This is a genomic window from Streptococcus sp. 21.1, from assembly GCF_016648635.1.
Taxonomy (GTDB): Bacteria; Bacillota; Bacilli; order Lactobacillales; family Streptococcaceae; genus Streptococcus.
This window is the reverse complement of the sequence record NZ_JACLQL010000001.1, coordinates 154,492-179,564: the sequence shown is the minus strand read 5'-3', so window position 1 is coordinate 179,564 and position 25,073 is coordinate 154,492. Positions and strand designations below refer to the sequence as shown.

Genomic DNA, 25,073 nt, shown 5'->3' with positions numbered 1-25,073 from the left:
ATAACTGTTATAATACTTTTTAGAATCATTCTAAATAAGGAGTAAGAAAATTGGAAGATAAGAATTTTGCAGAACGTTTAAATATTTTGAGAGCTGGTGTTTTGGGTGCCAATGATGGCATCATTTCCATTGCAGGAGTGGTTATCGGTGTGGCCAGTGCGACATCTAACATTTGGTTCATCTTGATTTCTGCCTTGTCAGCGATTTTTGCCGGTGCCTTTTCGATGGCAGGTGGCGAATATGTCAGTGTGTCAACGCAAAAAGATACTGAAGAAGCTGCTATCGCTAAGGAACAAGCCCTCTTGGACCGCTCTCCTGAGGCAGCTAGAGAGAGTTTGTATCAAACCTTCCTCAGTCAGGGGGATTGTGAAACGGCAGCTGAAGTTAAGGTTAATCAAGCCTTCAATAAGAATCCGATTAAGGTCTTAGTTGAGGAAAAATATGGGGTGGATTTAGATGAAATTACCAATCCATGGCATGCTGCTGTATCTAGTTTTCTGGCCTTTTCAGTTGGTTCCTTGCCACCAGCCCTAGCTATCATGCTGTTCCCAGAGCCTTACCGTATTCCTGTAACAGTGGTCGTGGTTGCCCTTACCTTACTCTTGACTGGTTATATCAGTGCCAAGCTCGGAAAAGCACCTGTTAAACAAGCGATGTTGCGTAACTTGACAGTAGGACTCCTGACCATGCTTGTGACCTTCTTGGTCGGGCATATCTTCCATGTGAATGTGTAAGTCTTAATAATGTGATAAGTCTATCTTTTGAGGTAGACTTTTTGTTTTATCCAGAATTCTTTTGAGACCTTTCTTTTCGTTTTAGTCTGATAGATGATGCTCATCCGTGGTACAATAAGGTTATGCGTTTAGACAAATTATTAGGACAGGCAGGCTATGGTTCTCGAAATCAGGTTAAGAAGCTCATTCGTAGTCGTCAAGTTTATGTAGACGGTGCCTTGGCGGATCGAGATAATCTTAATGTGGATGCTAGTCTTCAAACCATCACGGTTTCTGGTAAGGAACTGGAGCATACGCCAGAAGTTTACTATCTCATGAATAAGCCAGCAGGTGTAGTGTCAGCTCGAAAGGACAAGGAACACCAGACAGTCATTGATTTGATTAAGCCTGAAGATCAGCGAGAGGGGCTTTATCCTGTTGGGCGATTGGATAGAGACACGGAGGGCTTGGTGCTGATTACTAACAATGGCCCTCTGGGCTTTGCCATGCTTCACCCCCGCTATCATGTGGCTAAGACTTATTATGTTGAGGTCAATGATGTTCTTGGGCCTGATGCACCTGCATTTTTTGAGTCAGGTGTAGTCTTTGAGGATGGTACTGTTTGTAAATCAGCTCAGCTAGAAATTCTAAGTACTGCAAGTGATAAGAGTAGTGCTCATATCACAATTTCGGAAGGAAAATTTCATCAAGTGAAAAAGATGTTCTTGGCTTATGGAGTCAAGGTGACCTATCTTAAGCGGATTTCTTTTGGAGCGTTTAAGCTTGATGAAGAGATAGCAGTAGGTTCCTACAGAGCCTTAACGGAGGCGGAAAAAGTGATTTTACGTACTTATCTTGGCTAGTCATTTCTTATTATTAAGGTATGATAGGAACTTTCAATCTCCTGATAGGTCTATCCTATCACTAGGCTTAATACTGTAAGGTCCATAACGACGGTCTTTTCTATGGGTATAAGTAAAACTTATGACATTATATAAGTTTTTTTAATTTCTCAAGCCTTGTTTCTGGTGGTATGATGGTATCAATTCGATTGAGAACTGAAGTAAGTCAGGAGCAATGACCAAGTCTAATCAGAGAGGGAGGTTCATTATGACAGAAGCATTTTATAATCATTTAGCAAAGACACGTCAACAGATTCACCAACATCCAGAGGTTTCTGAGGAGGAGCACGAGACGACAGTCTTTTTGAAAGGCTATTTGAGAAATCTAGGTATTGAGCCTTTAAATTATCCCTTGAAGACGGGACTCATTGCTGAGATTGGGTCAGGTCATCCGATTATTGCTTTGCGTGCTGATATTGATGCCCTACCGATTAAGGAAAAGACAGGACTTCCTTATGCCAGCAACAATGGGGCCATGCATGCTTGTGGTCATGACTTTCACCAGACCTCTCTGCTTGGAGCTGCTCAGCTTTTAAAAGAAAGAGAAGCAGAGCTTAAGGGGACCGTTCGATTGATTTTCCAACCAGCTGAGGAAAACTTCCAAGGGGCCTATCAGGTCATTGAAGCGGGTGGCCTTGACGGTGTGTCAGCTATCATCGGTTATCACAATAATCCTCACTTGAAACCTGGTCAGATTGGACTTCGTTCAGGTGCTATCATGGCCGGAGTGGAACAATTTAGGGTTGATGTTAAGGGTGTTTCGTCCCATGCAGCCCGTCCTGATTTAGGTGTGGATACTGTCTTGGTCACTACGACTATCATCAACAACTTACAGCAGATTGTGGCTCGTACGGTATCGCCCTTTGAATCAGCAGTATTGTCAGTTACTCATATCGAAGTTGGAAATACTTGGAATGTTCTTCCAGCAGCAGGCTTTTTTGAAGGAACGATCCGTACCTTTGAGCCTAAGGTTCGTGAAGATGTCATTGCTCGTTTTGAAAAGGTCGTTCAGGCGACAGCAGACCAGTTTGGTGCTCAAGTTGACATTACTTGGGGCAATTCGCCTTACGTGACTTATAATGATCATACGCTCACACCACTCATCTTTGAAAATTCAAAAGCCTTCGCTGAAGTGATTGAAACCTTGCCATCAACAGGGGGCGAAGATTTTGCGGCTTATCAAAAGGAAATACCAGGAGTCTTTGCTTTTGTTGGTTCAAATGGTGAAAAGAATGCACCAGACTGGCACCATGATGATTTCCTTGTGAAAGATGAGGCCTTGCCAATAGCTGTTAATTACTATGTGGAAAACGCCCTTTTCCTACTTGATTATTTCAAGGAGGAAGGCAAATGACCATTCCCTTAATCGGTATTACCAGTAATGAAAAACCTGTCGAAGAAGGAAGTCCCATCATCCATCTGTCTGTGAGTACATTATTTGCGGATGGCGTTAAGAGATCGGGAGGCATTCCATTCTATATTCCTATCAGCAACCCAGATTTTGCCCGTGAGTACGTTAATCGTATTGACAAGCTTATTCTAAGTGGCGGACAAAATGTAGATTCAAGCTATTACGGTGAAGAAAAAACGATAGATAGCAAGGACTACTTTTTGGCTCGAGATATTTGGGAAGTGGCTCTAGTCAAGGAAGCTATTGCCCAAGGAAAGCCAGTTCTAGGTGTTTGTCGTGGGTTACAGCTTTACAATGCTGTGACAGGAGGTAGTCTCAATCAGGCGATTGACGGCCATGCGGAAAAAGGTCCTTTTGAGATTACTCACAAGATTGTGACTGAAAATGGGAGTCAGTTGCAGCAGATTTATGGAAGAGAGCAGGAAGTTAATTCTGTTCACCGTCAGAGTTTGAAAAAACTAGCTCCACATTTGAAAGTTACAGCAAGGAGTTCCGAGGATGATGTTATAGAGGGGGTTGAGAGTTTCACTGATGCCCCATTTATAGGTGTTCAGTGGCATCCTGAGTTTCTCTTAGGACATAAGCTCTTAAAAGACCAAGGACTCTTTGATTATTTTGTTAAGAGTTTTGAATAAAGCTTAAGGACTTTAAATTGGTACTACTTTTGATATTGAAAAGGAGGACGTGCTTAAGGAGAAAAAATCTTTTGATCATTTAGTTTACACTTAAGAACCCAACCGATTGGTTGGGTTCTTTTGTCGTATTTTTGAAGCAAGATTTCAGGCCTTAAAAAGGGAGGGAAGATTTTTCACTTGCTATTTTTAAGTTTTTTAGATAAAATGAAAGCGTTATCATTTCAAAAATAGATAGGGAGTGGTCAAGTCATCTTTTTGATGTTTGACTTTATAACTTCCGAATAAGGAGAAACGTATGTTAATTGGTATTCCAAAAGAAATCAAAAATAACGAGAACCGTGTGGCTCTAACGCCTGCTGGTGTGCAAAGTCTTGTAGCTAAGGGACATGTCGTGTTAATCGAAACAAATGCAGGCCTTGGCTCTGGTTTTGCGGATGCAGATTATGCCAATCAAGGTGCTAAAATCGTTGCAACTGCTGCAGAAGCCTGGGCAGCTGAGCTTGTGGTTAAGGTGAAAGAACCTCTTGCAGCAGAATATGGCTTCCTTCGTGAGGACCTTTTACTTTTTACTTACTTGCACATGGCAGCAGCGCCAGAATTGGCAGATGCTATGGTCAATGCTAAGACAACAGGTGTGGCCTATGAAACAGTACGTAGCCAAGAAGGTCACCTACCACTTTTGGTTCCAATGAGTGAAGTAGCAGGACGTATGGCCGTTCAAATCGGTGCACATTTCTTGACCAAACAAGAAGGTGGCTCTGGTGTTCTCCTAGGTGGTGTGCCTGGAGTTCCTAAAGGTAAAGTAACTATTATCGGTGGTGGTGTCGTAGGGACACATGCAGCCCGTATCGCACTTGGACTTGGGGCTCAAGTGACTATTCTTGATATCAGTGCCAAACGTTTGTCTGTCCTTGAGGAAGTCTTTGGTAGCCAAATTCAAACACTTATGTCAAATCCGCTCAATATTGAAGCGAGTGTTCGTGATGCTGATGTGGTTATCGGTGCAGTTCTTATCCCAGGGGCAAAAGCGCCGAAACTCGTTACTGACGATATGGTTAAACAAATGCGTCCAGGTTCAGTTATTGTTGACGTTGCCGTTGACCAAGGTGGGGTTGTTGAAACTGCGGATCGCGTGACCACTCACGATGAGCCCGTTTATGAAACACATGGTGTCCTTCACTATGCCGTTGCCAATATCCCAGGAGCTGTGGCACGTACATCAACCATTGCCCTTACCAATGTCACTTTGCCTTATATCGAAGCCCTTGCAGGAAAAGGATTCAGAAAAGCCATTAACGACGACGAAGGTCTTCGTCAAGGGGTTACAACCTACCAAGGTCATATTACTAGCAAACCGGTTGCAAAAGGTCTAAACAGAGAGTATACATCAATTGACGAATTGGCATAAATAGATTATTTAGCATAAACAAAGAGGAGTCGCACCATGATTTGGTTGGCTCTTTTTTTGTGGTCTGAGACAAGAAGTGAATCATTTTTTTGCTAGTTGATGGGTGAGTTCTCACAAAGGATGAATTTTTTCTAATTTTGGTCTTATTTTATGCTATAATGAGTAGAAATATTAAGGGGAGTAATGAGTATCTATAATGCTTGCCATTAGGAGGTTTTATCGTGGCCAATCATATTCGTGTTTTCACAGCAATTATTTTCTCGCAGCTTGTCGTCTTTTATTTTGGTCTTCAAATGAATGTATCATTGTCCGAGCTTATATTTACAGTAGGTGTGGCATCCCTGCTTGAAATTATTTATCATGTGAGGCTTGTTCGTAAGATAGGAGCCGATATTTCTTTTGAAACTTTTTGGAAAAATTGCGACCAACTTTTTAGAAAAAATGCTGTGCTCTTCTTTTTTTTAGTTTTTTACCACATCATTTTCAAAGGTGGGGATTTCGTGTCCTTTATGATTTGGCAAGTTTTCTTTGTTGTCTTGGTGACTACTATCATTTTGGCGTCAAATGATGCACCGGAATCACGATAGTACTTAGATAATGCAATGAAAGAGTGAAGGTAATGTTTAGCATTCAAAGAAATCATTTATCAGACCAGGGCGTTGACTATATCACTTTTGGTAAGGGGAACAAAACTCTCATTATCATTACGGGGTTAAGTTTGCAACGATTAGGTGATATGTCCAACCTCACTATTTACTCACTATTTTCTCGATACGCTAGGGAGTACAAGGTCTATATTTTTGATAGAAAGAACCATATCGAAGAAGGTATTTCAATTGAAAATATGGCTGATGACCTCTACCATTCTTTACAAGAATTGCATATTGCTAATGCCTCTATCATAGGCATATCACAGGGAGGCATGATTGCTCAGCTATTTGCTATCAAGTATCCTCAAAAGGTGAAGAAGCTAGTATTAGCTCTGACACTTTCTCGCAATAATGCCGTCAGTAGAGAAACCATCGGAGGGTGGATAGAGATGACTGAAAATAACGATATGGACCAACTAAATAAGGATTCGATGAGTAAATCATTTTCGTCACCTGTTTTAAAGAAATTATATGTGATTAACAGATTATTTTTGAAGTCTGTAAGCAAGGAAAAACGCAATCGCTTTGTCTGTTTAGCCAAGTCTATTCTTGAGTTTGACTGCTATAAGTCGCTTGATAAAATCACTTGTCCGACCCTTGTTCTGGGAGCCAAAAACGATTTAGTTCTGGGTGTGGGTGGTGCAAGGGAACTTGCAAATAGCATTCCAAAAGCCTCCTATTATGAGTTTAGCAAACAGGGGCACGCGGCCTTTATTGAAAGTAATCAATTTAATAAAATGATATTAGAATTTCTGCGAAAGAATGCTTAGGCAGTGGACTGATAGAAACCTATTAAAATAGAATGAGAAAGGGGTTACAGTGGAGCTTGTAGCCTCTTTTTATTTCCGGTTCAATTGTGTGCAGTCTGAAAAATTAAATGATAGAATGGCGGTAGATAGGAGGATACAGAAATGTTAAACTATGATTTGATTGTTATCGGTTTTGGTAAAGCCGGTAAAACTCTGGCTGCTAAGATGAATGCAGCTGGTAAGAAAGTTGCTGTCATCGAGCGAAGTAAAGCGATGTATGGTGGTACTTGCATTAATATTGCTTGTATCCCAACTAAGACTATGATTGTAGCGGCTGAGAAGGGCTGGTCATTTGACGATACCATGAAGGAACGTGGTGCAGTGACTGGTCGTCTTAATGCTAAGAATTATAAAATGTTGGCAGACAATGGCGTTGATGTCATTGATGCAGAGGCACATTTTGTGTCAAATAAGGTTATTGAAGTAGTGGCTGGTGATGACCGCCAAGAGCTAACAGCTGAGACTATTGTCATCAATACAGGTGCCGTGTCTAATGTCTTGCCTATTCCTGGCTTGACAACAACTAAGCATGTTTACGATTCAACTGGTATTCAAACGCTTGAAGCCTTGCCAAAACGTTTAGGTGTCTTAGGTGGTGGTAATATCGGTCTTGAATTTGCTGGCCTTTATAACCGTTTGGGAAGTCAAGTGACTGTCTTGGATGCAGCGACTAGCTTCTTGCCACGTGTGGAGCCATCTATTGCTAAGTTGGCCAAGGAATACATGGAAGAGGACGGCATTGTCTTTGAGCAAGGTGTTAAAACTTCCGAAGTGAAAAATGACGGTGATGAAGTTGTCGTTGTTACTGACAAAGGCGAGTTCCGTTTTGATGCACTCCTCTATGCGACAGGACGCAAGCCTAATATCGAACCTCTTCACTTGGAAAATACAGATATTGCCTTGACAGAACGTGGCGGTATCCAGGTCAATAAGCATTTGGAAACAAGTGTTCCAGGTGTCTTTGCGGTGGGGGATGTTAATGGTGGTCTCCAATTCACTTACATTTCACTAGATGATTTCCGTATTGTCTTTAATTACTTGACAGGGGATGGTAGCTATAACCTTGAAACACGTGGAGCAGTTCCAACTGCCATGTTCCTCAACCCACCTTTAGCTCAAGTTGGTCTTACTGAAGATCAAGCCAGAGCAGCAGGTGGACCAGTTGCTGTCAAGGAACTTCCAGTTGCTGGCATGCCTCGTGGTCATGTTAACGGTGATTTGCGCGGTGCTTTCAAAGCTGTGGTAAATCCTGAAACTAAGGAAATTTTGGGAGTGACCCTCTTTGGTCAAGAATCTCATGAAATTATTAATTTGATTGCCCTAGCTATGAACCATGGTATCCCATACACAGATTTGGCTAAACAAATCTTTACTCACCCAACTATGGCTGAGAACTTAAACGATTTGTTTGCGATTTAAAATGAAAAGAGCCGAGAGGCTCTTTTTTTGAAAACATATCTCTAATACAAAGCGACACTCTAGGTTAGATGTCGCTTTTTTTGCGCTTTGATGATAAGATAGAAGTGCTATAAGAAAATTCTTTAGATTGGTGCTCTTTGTCTCCTTTGAATGCTTGATTGACCTTGAGTCACCACTAGAATCTGTATGAAAAATCTAGAAAGACACTCGCCTGCAAATTCGTCTGTGAGTGTGTGTAATTTATGACTAAGAAAGTAGGAGTGGGCAAGGCTCACAGTAAGATTATTTTGATGGGGGAGCACTCGGTCGTTTATGGTCATCCTGCCCTTGCCCTCCCTCTTAAGGATATTGAGGTTGTCTGTCAGATTCAGGCGGCTGCGACTCCTTTGACGCTCAAGGCTCAAGATCCCTTGACGACAGCGATTTTTTCAGCGCTTAATTATCTGGAAATCAAGAATCAGCCTATTAGCTATGCTATTAAGTCTAGTGTCCCTGAAAAGCGTGGCATGGGGTCGTCTGCGGCTGTAGCCATTGCGGCAATTCGAGCGGTCTTTGATTATTTTGATCAGGAGCTTAGCCAGGAGACCTTGGAAATGCTAGTCCATCAGGCGGAGACCATTGCCCATAGTAAACCTAGTGGTTTAGATGCAAAGACCTGCTTGAGTGACAAAGCTATTAGCTTTACGCGTAATATCGGTTTCAAGGAAATCGAGGTCAATTTAGGTGCCTATCTGGTCATTGCTGATACGGGTATCCATGGAAATACCCGTGAGGCTGTGGAAAAGGTTGAGGCCATTGGTTTAGATGCCTTGTCAGATCTCAACCAACTGGGCGAATTAAGTCAGAAGGCAGAACGCGCCCTCAAAGCCAAGGATCAAAAGCTTCTTGGTCAGCTCATGTCTCAAGCCCATAATCACCTTAAATCTTTAGGGGTGTCTTGTGATTTGTCGGATCTTCTAGTAGCAACTGCTCTGGAGCATGGTGCACTGGGAGCCAAGATGTCAGGCGGAGGACTTGGTGGCTGTATTATTGCCCTGACAAGTACTAAAGACCAAGCCCGAACGATTGCTAAAAAACTTCAAGAAAAAGGAGCCGTAAACACGTGGATAGAAAGCCTGTAAGCGTCAAATCGTACGCAAATATTGCTATTGTCAAATACTGGGGTAAGGCGGATGCGGAGCGTATGATTCCTTCAACCAGTAGTATCTCACTGACTTTGGAAAATATGTATACGGAAACCAAGTTATCTTTTCTGCCTGAGGATACGACTGGTGATGTCATGTATATCGATGATGAGCTCCAAGGGGAAAAAGAAACAACCAAGGCCAGCAAGGTTTTAGATCTCTTCCGTACTAATCCCAACCAACATGTCAAGATTGAAACTTGGAACAACATGCCAACAGCAGCGGGTCTATCCTCAAGTTCCTCAGGACTTTCTGCCCTAGTTAAAGCAGCTAACGAGCTCTTCCAAGTCGGAAAAACGCAGTCTGAATTAGCTCAAATTGCCAAGTTTGCTTCAGGCTCGTCATCACGGTCCTTCTTTGGACCATTGGCAGCCTGGGACAAGGATAGTGGTGAGGTTTACCCGGTTGAAACAGACCTTAAATTGGCCATGATTATGCTGGTTTTGACAGATCAAAAGAAACCCGTATCAAGCCGGGACGGTATGAAATTGTGTACCGAAACATCTACTTCTTTCCCAGAGTGGATTAAACAGTCTGAGCAGGATTACAAGGATATGTTAGACTACCTCAAGGCTAATGATTTCCAAGCGGTCGGTGAGCTTACAGAAGCCAATGCCCTTCGTATGCACCAAACAACAAGTACGGCTAACCCACCATTTTCATATCTAACGGAAGCCTCTTATCAGGCTATGGACAAGGTTAAGGCACTCCGTGCCTCTGGTGAGCAGTGTTACTTTACTATGGATGCAGGACCAAATGTTAAGGTGCTCTGTCTGGAAGAAGACCTAGACCGCCTAGCAGACCACTTCCGTAAGGACTATCAGGTCATTGTTTCACGCACCAAGGAGTTGCCAGATGCCTAAGCAGTCGGTCATTCAGGTCACAGTAAAAACAGGTGGGAAACTCTACATTGCTGGAGAATACTCAGTCTTAACAGCTGGGCAGACAGCCCTAATCCAATTTATTCCCATTTTCATGTCAGCAGAGGTCAAGGAAGCACAAACTACCCAGTTGTCCTCAGACATGTTTGACTATAGTGTTAGTCGTGAGCCAGACGCAAATTACGCCCTCATTCAAGAGGCCTTGAATACTTTTGAGGCCTTTTGTGGTGAGAAGTTACCCGCTCTGGACCTTTCCATCACTGGAAAGTTGGAACGAGATGGGGTTAAATTTGGTATCGGTTCTTCGGGTTCTGTTGTGGTATTGACCCTCAAGGCCTTGGCAGCAGCCCTTCAGAAAGACTTATCCAAAGACATTCTCTTTAAATTAGCTAGCTACACCCTTCTCAAGCAGGGAGATAATGGTTCTATGGGAGATTTAGCTTGTATCGTATACGAGGATCTGATTTCCTATCGTTCCTTTGACCGTGCAAAAATAGCAGAGCTTATAGATCAAATAACTCTAACAGAGCTTTTGGAAAAAGATTGGGGCTATCGTATCAGTCCTATAGTGCCAGTTCTCAAAGCTCACTTTTTGGTGGGGTGGACCAAGCAAGCTGCTATCTCAAAAGACATGGTTAAAATGGCCAAATCTCGCATATCAAGCAAGTATTTAAGTGAAACAGAAGTTGCCGTCCAAGATGCCCTCAAGGCACTGGAAACAGGAAATAAGAATTTACTTAAGAGCAGCCTTCAGGCTGTCAGTGACCAGTTGGAATCACTTAGTCCAGATATTTATGTGGCCAAGCTGAAAAAACTCAAAGAAGCTGAGCAAGGACTCGATGCTATCGCTAAGTCCTCTGGAGCAGGAGGTGGCGACTGTGGTATTGCCTTTGCTTTTGACCAAGCAAGCCGAGATACCTTAGTTGAGCGCTGGCAAGAGGAAGGAATAGAGCTCTTGTATGAGGTTTAGGGGTCAGCTAAGTAGACATTATCACTCAAGAAAGTAAAGAAATAACCTATGACAAATCGTAAAGACGATCACATCCGTTATGCCCTCAAGTACCAGTCGCCCTACAATAGTTTTGACGATATGGAACTTATCCACAAGTCTCTACCGACTTATGATTTAAATCAGATTGACTTGTCCACACATTTTGCGGGACGAGATTGGGATTTTCCCTTTTATATTAATGCCATGACAGGTGGTTCTGCCAAGGGTGGGGCTGTCAATCGAAAACTAGCTGAGGTGGCCAGTCGAACAGGTATTCTCATGGTGACAGGTTCCTACAGTGCTGCTCTAAAGGGGGAGGCACCAGAATCCTTTGACTATCGCCAAGAGTTTCCAGACTTAGACCTTGCAACCAATATCGGTGTGGATAAGCCTGTGTACTTGGGGATTAAGACTGTGGGAGCAATGAATCCAGTCTTTCTACAACTTCATGTCAACCTTATGCAAGAGCTTCTCATGCCTGAGGGAGAGCGTATTTTCCACACTTGGAAGGAAAATGTGGTGGCTTATGCACAGAAAATAGAGGTTCCTCTTGTGCTTAAGGAGGTCGGCTTTGGTATGGATGTGGAAACCATTCGTTACGCCATGTCTCAGGGCATCAAAACTGTGGATATCTCAGGTCGTGGTGGGACTAGCTTCGCCTATATTGAAAATAGTAGAGGTGGTAACCGTGATTACCTCAATGACTGGGGACAAAGCACCGTTCAGACCCTCTTGCAAGCCCAAGACCTTCGTGATAATGTGGAAATCCTAGCCTCAGGTGGCGTGCGAAACCCACTTGATATGGTCAAATGTCTGGTCCTAGGAGCAAAAGGCGTTGGCCTCTCACGAACAGTGCTTGAATTGGTAGAACGCTACCCTGTGGATAAGGTTGTGGCTATTGTTAATGGCTGGAAAGATGACCTTCGTCTCATCATGTGTGCCCTTGATTGTCGAACTGTTGATAAGCTCAAGTCTGTGGATTACATCCTCCACGGTAAGTTACAAGGGACTTATGTCAAGCAAAGAAAGTAGGAAAGAGCCAAGTGCTCTTTTTTAATTTTTAAAGATGATAAAACAATTTCTCTAGGCGATGATATTATGGAGACATCATTTTAACACCGGTCAAGGATAAATAATAACATTCTTGATTTGATTTGTTTCTAGCGAGCAAAGCGAGCACTTAACGAGACTTTCCGCTGTGAGAAAAGTTCTAGAAATACTTGTATTTCTAGAACTCGGAATTTTTGAGAGTAAAACAGTTTGGGGAACTGTTTTAGCCTGAGCCTAGAAATTAAAAAGTGAAGGGGCTCAAAAATTAGTCATGGAGCTTCGAAGAAGTACGCTGACGTCCGCACTCACTTAAGGAAAGTCTAAAAAAATCCATTTTACAAAAGAATATCTTACAAAAAAGAGCGGAAGCTCTTTTTTTATTACCCACTCAAGCAAAAAGTAACTTTTCCCCTTGACAAGTTACCGCCTTAGGAGTATTATTTCAGTGAAATACGGTAGGTGAGGCTACCACAAGGATACGGATGACTACCGCAAAGCAGTGGAGACACTACTTGTTGGTCAACAGTCCTGATCGCCAAGGTCAAGACTAAGCTCATTTCATCGCCTTGCGGAGCTAAAGCTTGAACGGTCCATTTTTTGACAGAATCTATTAAAAAATCAACCTCGAGTTTATAGAGTCTTACCTGTATATGGGTAGGACTCTTTTCTTTTGTCTGAGGTCCACCCACTATGTAAAAAAATGAAAGGAGAAACCTATGAGACTAATCGACGATCACCCCGAACCGCACCTAGCCAGTCAATCGCTGATTAGTGTCTTAGGGACTCCATAAGTGATTGGCTCCTGATTAAATAAGGAGATTCCAATGTCAACAAATAAAGAAAGACTTATTGCTGCTCTTCAAGAGCCACTTGAAACAACCCTTACTCGCTACAAGACTCATTTGGATGGCTTGAAGGAAGACCAAGTAGAAGAAAACCGTGACCTTTATGGGGAAAATGTCATAACCAAAGGACAAGAGGATTCTATCATCAAAAAGATTTATGAATCTATCATCAATCCCTTTACTGTTATTCTCTTAGTCATTGCTCTGGTTTCCTTTATCACCAATGTCTGGCTTGCTAAACCGGGTGAAGAAGACCCAACGACTTCTATCATCATTGTCACTCTAGTTTTGATATCTGGTGGTATCCGTTTTATTCAAGAACTTCGTAGCGACAAGGCTGCCAGTAATTTGTCTCGCATGATTGTCAATACAGCAACAGTACTTCGAGATGGCAGTGAGCAAGAAATCCCAATTGATGAAATTGTGGTTGGAGATGTGGTCAAACTAAGTGCGGGAGATATGATTCCGGCTGATGTGGTCTTACTAGATTCTCGTGATTTCTTTGTTCAACAGTCTGGCTTGACAGGTGAAAGCGATGCTGTGGAAAAAGCTTGTCTGGCTAAAGCAGATGGTCAAAATCTAGAGAGCCTGCTTGAAAGTGAGAGCCTTGCTTTCATGGGAACTAATGTTATCTCTGGTCGTGCAACAGCCTTGGTTTTAGTTGTTGGTGATGAAACCATGATGGGAGCAATAGAGCAGACCATCAATACTTATGACGAACCAACTTCATTTGAACGTGAGATGAATTCCATTTCTTGGCTCTTGATTCGACTCATGTTGGTTATGGTTCCTGTTGTTTTTGTGATTAACGGTTTAACAGATGGGGACTGGCTTGAAGCCGGCGTCTTTGCCCTTAGTGTGGGAGTCGGTTTGACCCCAGAAATGTTGCCGATGATTATCACAGCCAGTCTTGCCAAGGGTTCTATCATTATGGCCAAGGAAAAGGTGGTCATCAAAAAACTTAATGCTATTCAAGACCTAGGGGCTATCGACATCCTTTGTACGGATAAGACAGGAACCCTGACTCAGGATGAAATCGTTCTTGAGTACCCTCTTGATATCCATGGTGACCTTGACCTATCAGTACTTCGGAGAGCCTATCTTAATTCTTATTTCCAAACTGGCTTAAAAAATCTTATGGACCGTGCCATTATTAGCCGAACTGAAAGAGAAGCTAAGAAACATGACATCGTTCGTGACCTTGACCAGACCTTCCACAAGATTGATGAGCTACCTTTTGATTTTGAACGTCGTCGCATGAGTGTCATTGTTCAAGACACTGATGGATTTGTTAGCATGGTGACAAAAGGTGCCCTTGAAGAAATGCTCTCTGTTTCTAACTATGTGGAATACAAGGGAGACATTATCCCATTGACTGACGATGTTCGTGAGGAAGTCCTTGCGGAAGTTGCACAGTTGAATGAACAAGGTTTGCGTGTTCTCGGTGTTAGCTACAAATCACAACTTAATGAAAATGACGTCTTTAGTGTTGAAGATGAAAGTGATATGATTTTGACGGGATATCTTGCCTTCCTTGACCCACCAAAACCATCAGCAGCACCTGCTATCAAGGCTTTGGCGGAATATGGTGTGACCACAAAAATTTTGACTGGAGACAATGATAAGGTGACACAGGCTGTCTGTGAAAAAGTTGGTCTAGATGTGACGCACATTCTACTTGGAAGTGATCTTGATACCATGTCAGATCAAGATTTGGCTAAGGCTGTGGAAACGACAACAGTCTTTGCTAAGTTATCCCCAGACCAAAAGGCACGAATTATCCTAAGCCTTAAGGAAAATGGGCATAAGGTAGGCTATATGGGTGATGGTATCAACGATGCCCCATCCATGAAGGTGTCAGATGTGGGGATTTCTGTGGATACAGCTGTTGATATCGCCAAAGAAACTGCAGATGTTATCTTGCTTGATAAGGATTTAATGGTCTTGGAAAAAGGTTTGGTTGAAGGACGGAAGGTCTATGCTAATATGACCAAATATATCAAGATGACCGTTTCTTCAAATTTCGGGAATATCTTTTCTCTCCTCTTTGCCAGCATTTTCTTACCATTCCTACCAATGGCACCTGTGCATTTGATTGTCCTAAATCTTGTCTATGATATCTCTTGTATCGCCCTTCCATTTGACAATGTGGACAAGGAATTTCTTAAAGAGCCACATATCTGGGAAGCCAAATCAATCATGCGTTTCATGGCTTGGATAGGACCTATTTCGTCCGTATTTGATATTTTGACATATATCTTGCTCTATTTCATCATTGTGCCAATGATTTTGGGGCATGGCTATGTTCATGGTTCACCAGAAGCAGCAGCCTTTATCATTATTTTCCAAACAGGTTGGTTTATCGAATCTATGTGGTCTCAAACCATGGTTATCCACATGTTACGTTCACCAAAACTACCATTTATTCAAAGTCACCCAGCACTATCAGTTGTTGTGACAACCTTATTTGCTGCTTTCTTTGTGACTTCTCTTCCATACAGTCCATTGGCTAGTCTCTTAAAACTCAGCCATCTAAACGGTCTCTATTTCATTCTCTTGTTTATCATCATTACTTTGTATATGCTTAGTGTTACCTTTGTGAAGCATATCTATATTAAGAAATACAAAGAATGGTTATAGGATAACTATTCTTAGAAAAAGAGCGTCAGCTCTTTTTTCATTACCTTTCATTCTGCCAAAACCTTTTCATTTATGGTATAATAGGGCGATTATAGATAATCAGAGGCCCTAAAAAACGTCTGTTATGAGGACATCTTTGCTAAGAAATGAGAGACTATGTTTTCAAGGCCCCTTTCTTTCGTAGGCTATCCCAGTGGGAGGTTGAGGTCCTGAGATTTGGGGCTCAAGGCTAAGACCGCCTCGAAGGAAACCATCACAAATAAATCTTAAGAAGGAAAAAGAAAATGAGTAATTACGCTATTATCCTTGCTGCGGGTAAAGGAACTCGCATGAAATCAGATCTTCCAAAAGTATTGCACAAGGTTTCAGGCATCACTATGCTTGAGCATGTCTTCCGTGCAGTTTCAGCTATCGAACCAGCTAAAAACGTTACTGTTATTGGTCACAAGGCTGAGCTTGTTCGTGAGGTTTTGGACGGTCAATCTGCCTTCACTATGCAAACTGAGCAGTTGGGGACTGGTCACGCAGTAATGATGGCTGAAGAAGAGTTGGCTGGACTTGAAGGGCAAACGCTTGTTATCGCCGGTGACACGCCTTTGATTACTGGTGAAAGCCTTAAAAACCTTATTGATTTCCATGTTAATCACAAAAATGTTGCCACTATCTTGACTGCAACTGCAGACAATCCATTTGGTTATGGTCGTATTATCCGTAACGAAAATGGCGAAGTGACTAAGATTGTTGAGCAAAAAGATGCCAACGAATTCGAACAACAGGTCAAAGAAATCAATACAGGGACTTATGTCTTTGACAATAAACGTCTCTTCGAAGCACTTAAAAATATCAACACTAACAACGCTCAAGGGGAATACTATTTGACTGATGTTATTTCTATTTTCCGTGAGAATGGTGAAAAAGTAGGTGCCTTCACTCTTCGTGACTTTGAAGAAAGTCTCGGGGTTAACGACCGTGTTGCCTTGGCTACGGCAGAAGATGTTATGCGTCGTCGCATCAACCAAGCTCACATGGTTAATGGTGTTACTTTCCAAAATCCAAACGCTACTTATATCGATGTGGATGTGGAAATTGAGCCAGACGTTGTCATTGAAGCCAATGTTACGCTTAAAGGGCAAACTAAAGTCGGTGCAGAGTCAGTGCTTACCAATGGGACTTATATTGTTGATTCAACTATCGGTGCCAATACTGTTATCACTAACTCTATGATTGAGCACTCAGTGGTTGAAGAAGGTGTTACTGTTGGTCCATTTGCCCATGTTCGTCCAGATTCAACCCTCAAAAAAGATGTTCATATCGGTAACTTCGTTGAGGTTAAGGGTTCTACTATCGGTGAAAATACTAAGGCTGGTCACTTGACCTACATTGGTAATGCGGAAGTTGGTTCTGACGTTAACTTTGGTGCTGGAACAATTACCGTTAACTATGATGGTCAACATAAATTCAAGACCCAAATTGCTAACAACGTCTTTATCGGAAGCAATTCAACCTTGATTGCACCGCTTGAAATTGGGGATAACGCCCTCACAGCAGCTGGTTCAACCATTACAGAGAATGTTCCAGCGGACAGCGTAGCCATTGGACGTGGCCGTCAGGTCAATAAAGAAGGTTACGCTACTAAGAAGCCTCATCACCCAAGCCAACAAAAGTAGGCTTAAGCCTATCTAAGTCTTACTTCTATTTGAGAGATGATTTAGATTGGGGTCATAGATTAAAGGAGTCAAGTCATGGAGTTTGAAGAAAAAACACTTAAACGTGAGTCAAAATTTAAGGGACATATTTTTGAAGTTGCAGTAGACGAAGTCCTCTTGCCAGACGGTAAGACAGCTGGTCGTGAACTCATCTTCCACAAGGGAGCAGTAGCTGTTTTAGCGGTTACCCCAGAAGGAAAAATCATTATCGTCAAGCAATATCGCAAGGCTATTGAGGCAGTTTCTTACGAGATTCCTGCGGGTAAACTGGAAGTTGGTGAGGCTGGTGAAGAGATGGCTGCAGCAGCGCGTGAACTTGAAGAGGAGACTCAGTATAAGGGTGATCTCGAATTGATTCATGAGTTTTACACAGCCATTGGTTTCTGTAATGAAAAAATCAAGCTCTATGTGGCTACAAACCTCAAGCCTGTTGAAAATCCACGCCCACTTGACGAAGATGAGTTTCTTGAAATCTATGAGTTGACTTATGAGGAATGTATGGAACTCGTAGCTTCAGGTGCAATTCAAGATGCTAAAACCATCATCGCTCTCCAATACTATGCACTTCATTTTGGAGGAAAATAAGTTATGAGTAAGCCACTTTTGACTGACGATGTCATTGAGCAGGCTAAGCGTGGGGAAATCGATTTAGAGGAACATCCTTATTATGAGGACTATGATCAAGAGTTCTATGATGAGGACTATGAAGCTAATTATCAGCCCTCTGCTTACAAGAGCCGTCGGATTGAGAATGCTAAACGCAATCAATTCCAGCACAAGCTTAATCGCATCCTCTTTTGGGTTGTCGTCCTCTTGATTATTCTCTTCATTGCTGTCTTTTATTTCTAATAAGTCTATGAGTCAGATAGCTCTGTCTACTGATTCAGACAAGATTACAAGCTGAAAAGGAACTATATGAAAATTGGAATTATCGCTGCCATGGAGCAGGAGTTAGTGCTTCTAGTGGAGCAATTGGAAAATAAGGTTGAAGAAACTGTTCTTGGCAATACCTACTACACAGGACGCTTGGGAAAACACGACGTCGTTTTGGTGCAATCAGGTGTTGGTAAGGTTATGTCAGCCATGTCTGTGGCTGTTTTGGCAGACCACTTTGGCGTTGATGCCCTCATTAACACTGGTTCTGCAGGAGCAGTAGCACCTGGACTTAAAATTGGAGATGTCGTTGTGGCATCAAAATTGGCCTATCACGATGTTGACTTGACAGCATTTGGCTATGACTATGGGCAAATGTCTATGCAACCACTCTACTTTGAAAGTGACTCTACCTTTGTAGAGACTTTTGAAAAGGTTTTGGCTCAAGCCTCTATCGACTCTAAAATTGGTCTTATTGCGACTGGTGATAGCTTTATTGCAGGTCAGGATAAGATTGATGCTATTAAAGGGCACTTTCCAGAAGTCTTAGCCGTGGAAATGGAAGGAGCAGCCATTGCTCAAGCTGCACACAGTGTCAAGAAACCTTTCATCGTTGTGCGTGCTATGAGTGATACAGCAGCCCATGACGCTAATATTACTTTTGACGAATTCATTATTCAGGCGGGGAAACAATCAGCTGCTATCTTAGTGGAGTTTCTCAAAGAGCTTGCCTAAAATACTTTAAATGAGTGTTTATGCTCATTTTCTTAATAAATTTAAAGACGACTGTTATTCCTTTAAGAATGGCAGTTTTTTTCTTCCTTTAGACAAGATAATCTTCTCATTTTTCGAAGAGAAAATCTGAATTTTAGTATTTTTTAGACAAAATTTGAATTAAAATTATGGCAATAAAATGAGAAAGAAAAACAATATTAAAAGAGAGACTCCGAAAGAAAGCTTATAATATAAGGGTTTAAAAATTTCACTATCTATTGATATCTTAGAAATCTTTACAAAACCTCCAAAGGGGTAAATAATTATCTTGCAAAGTTCTGAAAATAGTGTATAATTCAGAATGAAAAGGGTTACAAAAATGTTAAGATTTGTAATAATGGGAGGATAGAATCATGAATAACCGATTCGGTGATTCGAGGCAGCGTTTCTCCATCCGTAAGTTTACGGTGGGTGTTGCTTCGATCTTACTTTCGTCTGCAGTTTTTGGTGTAAGTACCGCTAATGCAGAACAAGCTGAAGAGCCTAAAGGCCAACCAGCGACGAGTGTACTTGAGGAAGCTAGCGAGTCTGATGGTGGGGGCCAAAGAACAAGCGCTAGCGTCTCAAGTAAAGAAGTGACAGCTGAACCTACCGTACAGGCAGAAAGTACAAGTGCTATCTCAGTGACTGCTGTTTCTAGTGAAGTTGCGCTTCAAGAGCAAACGGTTGCAAGCTCTGAACAAACTAGTTCATTGCAAGATAAGACTAGTGAAACTCTTAGTGAGAAACCTGTAACTGTTAGTGAAACACGAGAAGCTAGTGCTAGCGAACTTGCTGCAGCAAGTAATAGTAGTTCCACTTCATCTGATAATTTCGGACTTAAGGTTACCAATCTAAGTCGCCCTATTCCAGCGGATGTTAAGGTGACTAAGACAGGAACTGAAATTCATGTTCAAAACCCTAACGTTGAGCTTCAATTTCCAGACGGAAATAGTATTTACTCAAGAAGTAAGGTTGTTTATCATGATATTTCATTCCCTAACGATATAGCTATTAATTCAGGTGACAAAGTTATCTTCACTCTTCCAAGTGAATTGCAATTTAAGACAAGCTATAGTGTTAATGTTTACAACCCTAATAACGAAGTTGTTGGTATTGCTCAGGTAGATCCTAAGAATAACAGTGTTGTAACCACATTTAATCATTATTTCGAAGATCACCCTATTGGGAAATATATGAATTTAGAGTTAGATACGCTTTATTCTGAAGCTCTCAAAGGTGGCGAAAAATTGCACCTCAATTTCAATGGTCATGTCGTTAATGTGACAGTTGGTTCTGCAAATCCTATTCCTAGTGACGAAGTCATTGCTAAATGGGGTAGTCAGGACAAGAATGATCCAACCCTAATTAACTGGGGAATGCGTCTTAATTACGCAAGACGTGTCTTGAATAATCTTCAATTGATCGATACTTGGTCTGATAATCAAAGATTTGTTGATAATTCTTTAGAGTTACGTTACATTGATTCTGCTGAGCCATGGGTTGATAAGGGTTCAGCTATGGAATTGATTAAGAGTTTCTCTCATGACGATACTAAATTTGAGTTAAATCTTGGTCGTTTGGACCGTATGGTTTATGTTTGGTATCAGACACGATTGACCAACCCAGCATCAGATTCTAATAATCCTACGAATAAAGTTGACCTTCATGCAGATGTTGAGTCAAAAACATATACTTCTGAAGTACGTTTAGTTGGAGGTCGTGGAAATGCAGGTGGTGAACAACAAACGTATTTCAATCTTGAGCTTGAGAAGGACTTGGCGGGTAGAGACCTCAAAGACAAAGAATTCACCTTCAAACTGGTTGATGTGACGGATAGTGCCAATCCTGTTGACTTAGGGGAAACCGCTAATGATGCTAAGGGTAAAATTGTCTTCTCAAATCTTGTACTTAACCAACCAGGTACTTACCACTATCGTGTGACAGAAGTTCCTGGTAATGATAGTGACGTCGTTTATGATAAGCTCCAAGCTGATGTGACTGTCCAAGTAGCTAGAGAAACCACAGATGGCCGAGAAAAATTAGTGGCCAAAGTGGTTTATCCAGATGACGTTATCTTTAACAATAAATTGGTAACACCAGCCAAGGCCAAAATTGCATTTGGTAAGGAATTGACCAAGGCAGGTGTTAAGCAAGATCTAAAAGCAGATCAATTCCAATTTGTCCTTAAAGACCGTTTTGGAAAAGTCCTTGAGACTGTTGGAAATACAGCTGACGGTCAGGTTGCCTTTAGTGAGTTGACCTTTAACAAGGTAGGTACCTACAACTACACTGTTGAAGAACTTGCAGGTAAGGATGATGCAATTGTCTATGATACGATGAAAGCTGCTGTTTCTATCACGGTAACACGTGATGGTGATGCTCTTGTTTCAACCGTAGTTAATCCAAAAGACACCATCTTTAACAACAAGTTTGTGACTCCAGCTAAAGCTGCTATTCAGTTCAGTAAGGAATTGACTAAGGCAGGTGTTCACCAAACTTTGACTGCTAATGAGTTCCAATTTGTCCTCAAAGATAGTGCAGGCCATATTGTCGAAACTGTTGGTAATACAGCTGATGGTCGTGTTGCATTTAGTGAACTTCACTTTGATAAGGCAGGAACTTACACTTATACTGTTGAAGAAGTTAAGGGAACTAACGAAGATATCATCTATGATGGTATGAAAGCGACTGTCTGGATTACAGTGACCCGAGATGGCGATGCTTTGGTATCAACGGTCGCTAATCCAAAAGACACTGTCTTTAATAACTATGTTAAAGAAGTGCAACCAGCCAAGGCCAAATTCGAATTGACCAAGGTTCTTACGGGCCGTAACCTCAAAGATGGTGAATTTAGCTTCGTTCTTAAGGACGACAAGGGTAATGTTATCCAAACAGTGACCAATAATGCACAAGGAAACATTAGTTTTGAAAACATTGTCTATGACAAACCAGGTGTTTACTACTACACTGTTGAAGAAGTCAAGGGCAATGAAGCCGATGTGGTTTATGATAACATGGTAGCTAAATTCCAGGTGACTGTTACCAAGACTGTGGGTGAAAAGGAAAATCTGCTTGTAGCAGCAGTTCTCCTTCCTTTGGATACAGAATTTAACAATAGTTACATTCCTCCAAAACCTCCTACACCGCCAACACCACCGACACCACCAAGTGTCCCACCTAAACCACCAGTGGTTCCGCCGACACCACCAACACCGCCTACTCCACCAGTGACGCCAAAACCAGCTAAGCCAGTTCAATCCTCTGAGAAATCAGGACCTCAACTTCCAGAGACTGGTCAAGCTAACGATACTGCCTTGCTTGCCCTCGGTGTGGCAGCAGAAATGGCAGCAGTCATGGGTGTAGCATATAGCCATCGTCGCCGTAAAGACGTTTAAGATGATGACCTAAAAGATCGAGAATGCTCGATCTTTTTTAGTGTTGGAATGCCTATCTCATTAAATGAGAAATCAAGATAAAGCCAACTGCAGGATGAAATTTCTACTAAATTAAGCTATAATGAGGAGTATGAAAGTTCTACTTTATCTTGAAGGAAAATCGGTTCTTGAAAAATCAGGAATCGGACGGGCTCTCCACCATCAGATGCATGCCTTGGACTTGGCGGGGATTCCCTATACGACGGACATCTTGGGTGATTACGATGTCGTTCATATTAATACTTATGGTCCACGTAGCTTGATGTTGTTGCATGCTGCAAAACGCCGTGGCAAGAAGGTCATCATGCATGGTCATTCGACACGTGAAGACTTTGAGAATTCATTCATCGGTTCTAACCTTTTGGCCCCACTTTTTGGGAAATATTTGGCCCACATGTATCAAAAGGCCGATTACGTGATTACACCATCTGAGTATTCCAAAAAATTGATTCAGTCTTACGGAGTTACCACACCGATTATTGCTGTTTCAAATGGGATTGATTTGAAAAAATACGGTAAGGATCCACGTAAGGAAGAAGTTTTCCGAGAATACTTTGGTATTAAGGAAGGACAGCCAGTGGTGATTTGTGCGGGTCTTTATTTCCAACGCAAGGGAATTGAAGATTTCGTCAAGGTTGCCGAAAAGATGCCCCATGTTCGTTTCATTTGGTTAGGTAGTATCAGCAAATGGCTGATTCCTAAGAAAATTCGAGACATTGTCAATGGTAAGCATCCTGATAATGTCAGCTTCCCAGGTTACTTCAAGGGAGCTGTCTTCCAGGGAGCTATGAGTGGTGCTAATGCCTTCTTTTTTCCGTCCTATGAGGAAACTGAAGGAATCGTAGTGCTAGAGGCCTTTGCCAGTCACCAACATGTGGTTTTGCGTGATATTCCTGTTTATGAGGGCTGGGTTGATGACAAATCTGCTTCATTCGGGCATAACGTGGATGAATTTGTAGTAGCCTTACAAGATATTATCGATGGTAAAGTGGACAAACGTGAAGAAGGTTACAAGGTTGCAGAAAGTCGCTCGATTGATGATGTGGCTCAGAAACTTGTTGAAGCCTACAAAGAAGTATTGGAGATTTAAATGCGTATCGGATTGTTTACAGATACCTATTTTCCACAGGTATCAGGTGTTGCGACCAGTATTCGCACGCTGAAGACGCAGTTGGAAAAAATGGGGCATACAGTCTTTATCTTTACCACGACTGATAGAGATGTTGACCGCTATGAAGACTGGCAGATTGTCCGTATTCCCAGTGTGCCTTTCTTTGCTTTTAAGGATCGCCGAGTGGCTTATCGTGGCTTTTCTAAGGCTCTAGAGATTGCAAAACAGTACAAGCTTGATATTATTCACACGCAGACAGAGTTCTCCTTGGGGCTTCTAGGAATTGCCATTGCGCGTGAACTTAGGATTCCTGTTGTGCACACCTATCATACTCAGTATGAAGACTATGTCCGCTATATTGCCAAAGGTATGGTCATCCGTCCAAGCATGGTTAAGTACATTGTTCGTGGCTTTATGAGCGATCTGGATGGGGTTATCTGTCCGAGCGAGATTGTTTATGACCTTTTACTCAAGTACAAGATTGCTGCTGGAAAACGGGTCATTCCAACAGGCATTGAACTTGAAAAATTCCAGCGTCCAGAGATTACCGAAGAAGATGTAGCGGACTTGAGAGCCAAGCTTGGTATTGCTTCGGATGAAACCATGTTGTTGAGCCTCTCTCGTGTGTCCTATGAGAAAAACATCCAGGCTGTGCTGGCTGCTCTACCTTCTGTTTTGGAGGAAGACGACAAGGTGCGTTTGGTTGTGGCTGGTGACGGTCCTTACCTACCAGATCTTAAGTCTCAAGCCAAAAAACTTGGTATTCAGGACAAGGTGGTTTTCACAGGTATGATTGCGCCTAGTGAGACAGCGCTTTATTATAAGGCTGCTGATTTCTTCATTTCGGCATCAACCAGTGAGACTCAGGGATTGACCTATCTTGAAGCCTTGGCTAGTGGTACCCCTATCATCGCTCATGGAAATCCTTACTTGGATAATGTGATTACAGACCAGATGTTTGGAACGCTTTATTATCATGATAATGATTTAGCAGGGGCCATTTTGGAAGCTGCCATTGCTACACCAGAAAAAGACGAGACTAAGTGGGCTGATAAGCTTTATGAAATTTCTGCGGAAAACTTTGGAAAACGTGTCTATGAGTATTACTTGGACCTTACGATTTCTAAGGATTTCCACAATGATTTGAATGGTGAAGATAGTACCATGAAACGCTTGACGCGTATGGTAACTTATTTGCCAACTAAGGCTATTACCTTGCCTGTTAATGGCTCTGTTCGTATCCTTAAAGGATCAGCCAAACAGGTCAAGAAAATCAGAAATATCACGAAACTTTTGGATTAGGAAAGCTACCAGATTTTCCTAGTCAGATAAAATCTTAGAATTGATTAATAAAAGAGATAATTAGCTTGAAAAATTACAGTTTCATGCTATAATAACGCATAGAGACATATCAGTCATGGGAAATCTTTCAGAGAGCGTGTGGTGCTGGAAATCACGCAGAGGACATGATTGGGACTACTCGATTAACTTTTTATGCAAACATAAAACGGTGGCCACGTTAGAGCCAATCAGAGGTGTAGGACAGACTCGTTTTTTGTCGTACATGAACTAAGGTGGAACCACGTTGCGACGTCCTTTTGAGGATGTCGCTTTTTATTTGGCTTAAGCATATTTAAAGGGCTAAACCAAAATTG

Annotated in this window: 20 protein-coding genes and 1 riboswitch; all 20 genes read left to right on the top strand. The window is 42.0% G+C overall.

Annotated elements, in window-relative coordinates; translation table 11 throughout:
• Positions 1–50 precede the first annotated feature (50 nt).
• The 20 genes from H7U01_RS00915 (at position 51) to H7U01_RS00820 (ending at position 24,720) form a co-directional block, all read left to right on the top strand.
• Entirely contained in the window at positions 51–734 is a 684-nt protein-coding gene (locus H7U01_RS00915) for a VIT family protein (RefSeq protein WP_002890291.1), read from the top strand.
• Positions 735–856: 122 nt separating this feature from the next.
• Entirely contained in the window at positions 857–1,576 is a 720-nt protein-coding gene (locus H7U01_RS00910; protein WP_073687498.1) for a 16S rRNA pseudouridine(516) synthase, read from the top strand.
• A gap of 247 nt (positions 1,577–1,823) precedes the next feature.
• Positions 1,824–2,969, top strand: coding sequence for an amidohydrolase (locus tag H7U01_RS00905; RefSeq protein ID WP_201040921.1), 1,146 nt, complete (start codon positions 1,824–1,826; stop codon positions 2,967–2,969).
• On the top strand, positions 2,966–3,661 hold the full coding sequence (locus H7U01_RS00900) for a gamma-glutamyl-gamma-aminobutyrate hydrolase family protein (RefSeq protein ID WP_201040918.1): 696 nt from the start codon (positions 2,966–2,968) through the stop codon (positions 3,659–3,661). Before H7U01_RS00905 ends, H7U01_RS00900 begins: the two co-directional genes overlap by 4 nt.
• A 295-nt stretch (positions 3,662–3,956) precedes the next feature.
• Positions 3,957–5,069, top strand: coding sequence for an alanine dehydrogenase (gene ald / locus H7U01_RS00895; protein ID WP_073950743.1), 1,113 nt, complete (start codon positions 3,957–3,959; stop codon positions 5,067–5,069).
• A 221-nt stretch (positions 5,070–5,290) separates the two neighbouring features.
• Entirely contained in the window at positions 5,291–5,656 is a 366-nt protein-coding gene (locus H7U01_RS00890) for a hypothetical protein (RefSeq protein ID WP_073950745.1), read from the top strand.
• Positions 5,657–5,688: 32 nt separating this feature from the next.
• Positions 5,689–6,489, top strand: a complete 801-nt coding sequence (locus tag H7U01_RS00885) for an alpha/beta fold hydrolase (RefSeq protein WP_073950747.1) — start codon at positions 5,689–5,691, stop codon at positions 6,487–6,489.
• A gap of 141 nt (positions 6,490–6,630) precedes the next feature.
• Positions 6,631–7,947 carry an FAD-containing oxidoreductase gene (locus H7U01_RS00880; protein WP_201040916.1) on the top strand — a complete coding sequence of 439 codons (1,317 nt, stop codon included), beginning with the start codon at positions 6,631–6,633 and terminating at the stop codon, positions 7,945–7,947.
• A 242-nt stretch (positions 7,948–8,189) separates the two neighbouring features.
• Positions 8,190–9,068, top strand: a complete 879-nt coding sequence (gene mvk, locus H7U01_RS00875; RefSeq protein ID WP_049554105.1) for a mevalonate kinase — start codon at positions 8,190–8,192, stop codon at positions 9,066–9,068.
• The gene (gene mvaD / locus H7U01_RS00870) at positions 9,050–9,994 is read left to right on the top strand and encodes a diphosphomevalonate decarboxylase (protein ID WP_201040914.1); all 945 of its coding nucleotides are present in this window, start codon (positions 9,050–9,052) and stop codon (positions 9,992–9,994) included. Before mvk ends, mvaD begins: the two co-directional genes overlap by 19 nt.
• The gene (locus H7U01_RS00865; RefSeq protein ID WP_201040912.1) at positions 9,987–10,982 is read left to right on the top strand and encodes a phosphomevalonate kinase; all 996 of its coding nucleotides are present in this window, start codon (positions 9,987–9,989) and stop codon (positions 10,980–10,982) included. The genes mvaD and H7U01_RS00865 overlap by 8 nt, the downstream gene beginning before the upstream one ends.
• A gap of 48 nt (positions 10,983–11,030) precedes the next feature.
• Positions 11,031–12,035, top strand: coding sequence for a type 2 isopentenyl-diphosphate Delta-isomerase (fni, locus tag H7U01_RS00860; protein ID WP_201040910.1), 1,005 nt, complete (start codon positions 11,031–11,033; stop codon positions 12,033–12,035).
• Between the two features lie 462 nt (positions 12,036–12,497).
• A riboswitch (M-box (ykoK) riboswitch) is annotated at positions 12,498–12,653 on the top strand.
• 224 nt (positions 12,654–12,877) lie between these two features.
• Entirely contained in the window at positions 12,878–15,538 is a 2,661-nt protein-coding gene (mgtA, locus tag H7U01_RS00855) for a magnesium-translocating P-type ATPase (protein WP_002890316.1), read from the top strand.
• A 284-nt stretch (positions 15,539–15,822) separates the two neighbouring features.
• A complete protein-coding gene (glmU, locus tag H7U01_RS00850) occupies positions 15,823–17,205 on the top strand; it encodes a bifunctional UDP-N-acetylglucosamine diphosphorylase/glucosamine-1-phosphate N-acetyltransferase GlmU (RefSeq protein ID WP_080610341.1) in 1,383 nt (460 codons plus the stop codon).
• 75 nt (positions 17,206–17,280) lie between these two features.
• Positions 17,281–17,829, top strand: a complete 549-nt coding sequence (locus tag H7U01_RS00845; protein WP_002890318.1) for an NUDIX domain-containing protein — start codon at positions 17,281–17,283, stop codon at positions 17,827–17,829.
• Positions 17,830–17,832: 3 nt separating this feature from the next.
• Positions 17,833–18,093 (top strand): cell wall synthase accessory phosphoprotein MacP, encoded by a 261-nt coding sequence (gene macP / locus H7U01_RS00840; protein WP_037602071.1) that lies wholly within the window; start codon positions 17,833–17,835, stop codon positions 18,091–18,093.
• Between the two features lie 66 nt (positions 18,094–18,159).
• Positions 18,160–18,852, top strand: coding sequence for a 5'-methylthioadenosine/adenosylhomocysteine nucleosidase (locus H7U01_RS00835; protein ID WP_002886153.1), 693 nt, complete (start codon positions 18,160–18,162; stop codon positions 18,850–18,852).
• A gap of 392 nt (positions 18,853–19,244) precedes the next feature.
• Positions 19,245–22,268, top strand: a complete 3,024-nt coding sequence (locus tag H7U01_RS00830) for a Spy0128 family protein (protein WP_201040909.1) — start codon at positions 19,245–19,247, stop codon at positions 22,266–22,268.
• A gap of 130 nt (positions 22,269–22,398) precedes the next feature.
• Complete coding sequence (locus tag H7U01_RS00825) at positions 22,399–23,397, top strand: glycosyltransferase family 4 protein (protein WP_201040900.1); 999 nt, start codon at positions 22,399–22,401, stop codon at positions 23,395–23,397.
• A complete protein-coding gene (locus H7U01_RS00820; protein ID WP_201040899.1) occupies positions 23,398–24,720 on the top strand; it encodes a glycosyltransferase family 4 protein in 1,323 nt (440 codons plus the stop codon).
• The last annotated feature ends 353 nt before the right edge of the window (positions 24,721–25,073 follow it).

Bases quoted from the DNA above. Each gene is read 5' to 3' on its own strand.
- H7U01_RS00910 (WP_073687498.1), top strand. From the start codon at position 857: ATGCGTTTAGACAAATTATTAGGACAGGCAGGCTATGGTTCTCGAAAT.
- H7U01_RS00905 (WP_201040921.1), top strand. From the start codon at position 1,824: ATGACAGAAGCATTTTATAATCATTTAGCAAAGACACGTCAACAGATT.
- H7U01_RS00900 (WP_201040918.1), top strand. From the start codon at position 2,966: ATGACCATTCCCTTAATCGGTATTACCAGTAATGAAAAACCTGTCGAA.
- ald (WP_073950743.1), top strand. From the start codon at position 3,957: ATGTTAATTGGTATTCCAAAAGAAATCAAAAATAACGAGAACCGTGTG.
- H7U01_RS00885 (WP_073950747.1), top strand. From the start codon at position 5,689: ATGTTTAGCATTCAAAGAAATCATTTATCAGACCAGGGCGTTGACTAT.
- H7U01_RS00880 (WP_201040916.1), top strand. From the start codon at position 6,631: ATGTTAAACTATGATTTGATTGTTATCGGTTTTGGTAAAGCCGGTAAA.
- mvk (WP_049554105.1), top strand. From the start codon at position 8,190: ATGACTAAGAAAGTAGGAGTGGGCAAGGCTCACAGTAAGATTATTTTG.
- H7U01_RS00865 (WP_201040912.1), top strand. From the start codon at position 9,987: ATGCCTAAGCAGTCGGTCATTCAGGTCACAGTAAAAACAGGTGGGAAA.
- fni (WP_201040910.1), top strand. From the start codon at position 11,031: ATGACAAATCGTAAAGACGATCACATCCGTTATGCCCTCAAGTACCAG.
- mgtA (WP_002890316.1), top strand. From the start codon at position 12,878: ATGTCAACAAATAAAGAAAGACTTATTGCTGCTCTTCAAGAGCCACTT.
- glmU (WP_080610341.1), top strand. From the start codon at position 15,823: ATGAGTAATTACGCTATTATCCTTGCTGCGGGTAAAGGAACTCGCATG.
- H7U01_RS00845 (WP_002890318.1), top strand. From the start codon at position 17,281: ATGGAGTTTGAAGAAAAAACACTTAAACGTGAGTCAAAATTTAAGGGA.
- macP (WP_037602071.1), top strand. From the start codon at position 17,833: ATGAGTAAGCCACTTTTGACTGACGATGTCATTGAGCAGGCTAAGCGT.
- H7U01_RS00835 (WP_002886153.1), top strand. From the start codon at position 18,160: ATGAAAATTGGAATTATCGCTGCCATGGAGCAGGAGTTAGTGCTTCTA.
- H7U01_RS00830 (WP_201040909.1), top strand. From the start codon at position 19,245: ATGAATAACCGATTCGGTGATTCGAGGCAGCGTTTCTCCATCCGTAAG.
- H7U01_RS00825 (WP_201040900.1), top strand. From the start codon at position 22,399: ATGAAAGTTCTACTTTATCTTGAAGGAAAATCGGTTCTTGAAAAATCA.
- H7U01_RS00820 (WP_201040899.1), top strand. From the start codon at position 23,398: ATGCGTATCGGATTGTTTACAGATACCTATTTTCCACAGGTATCAGGT.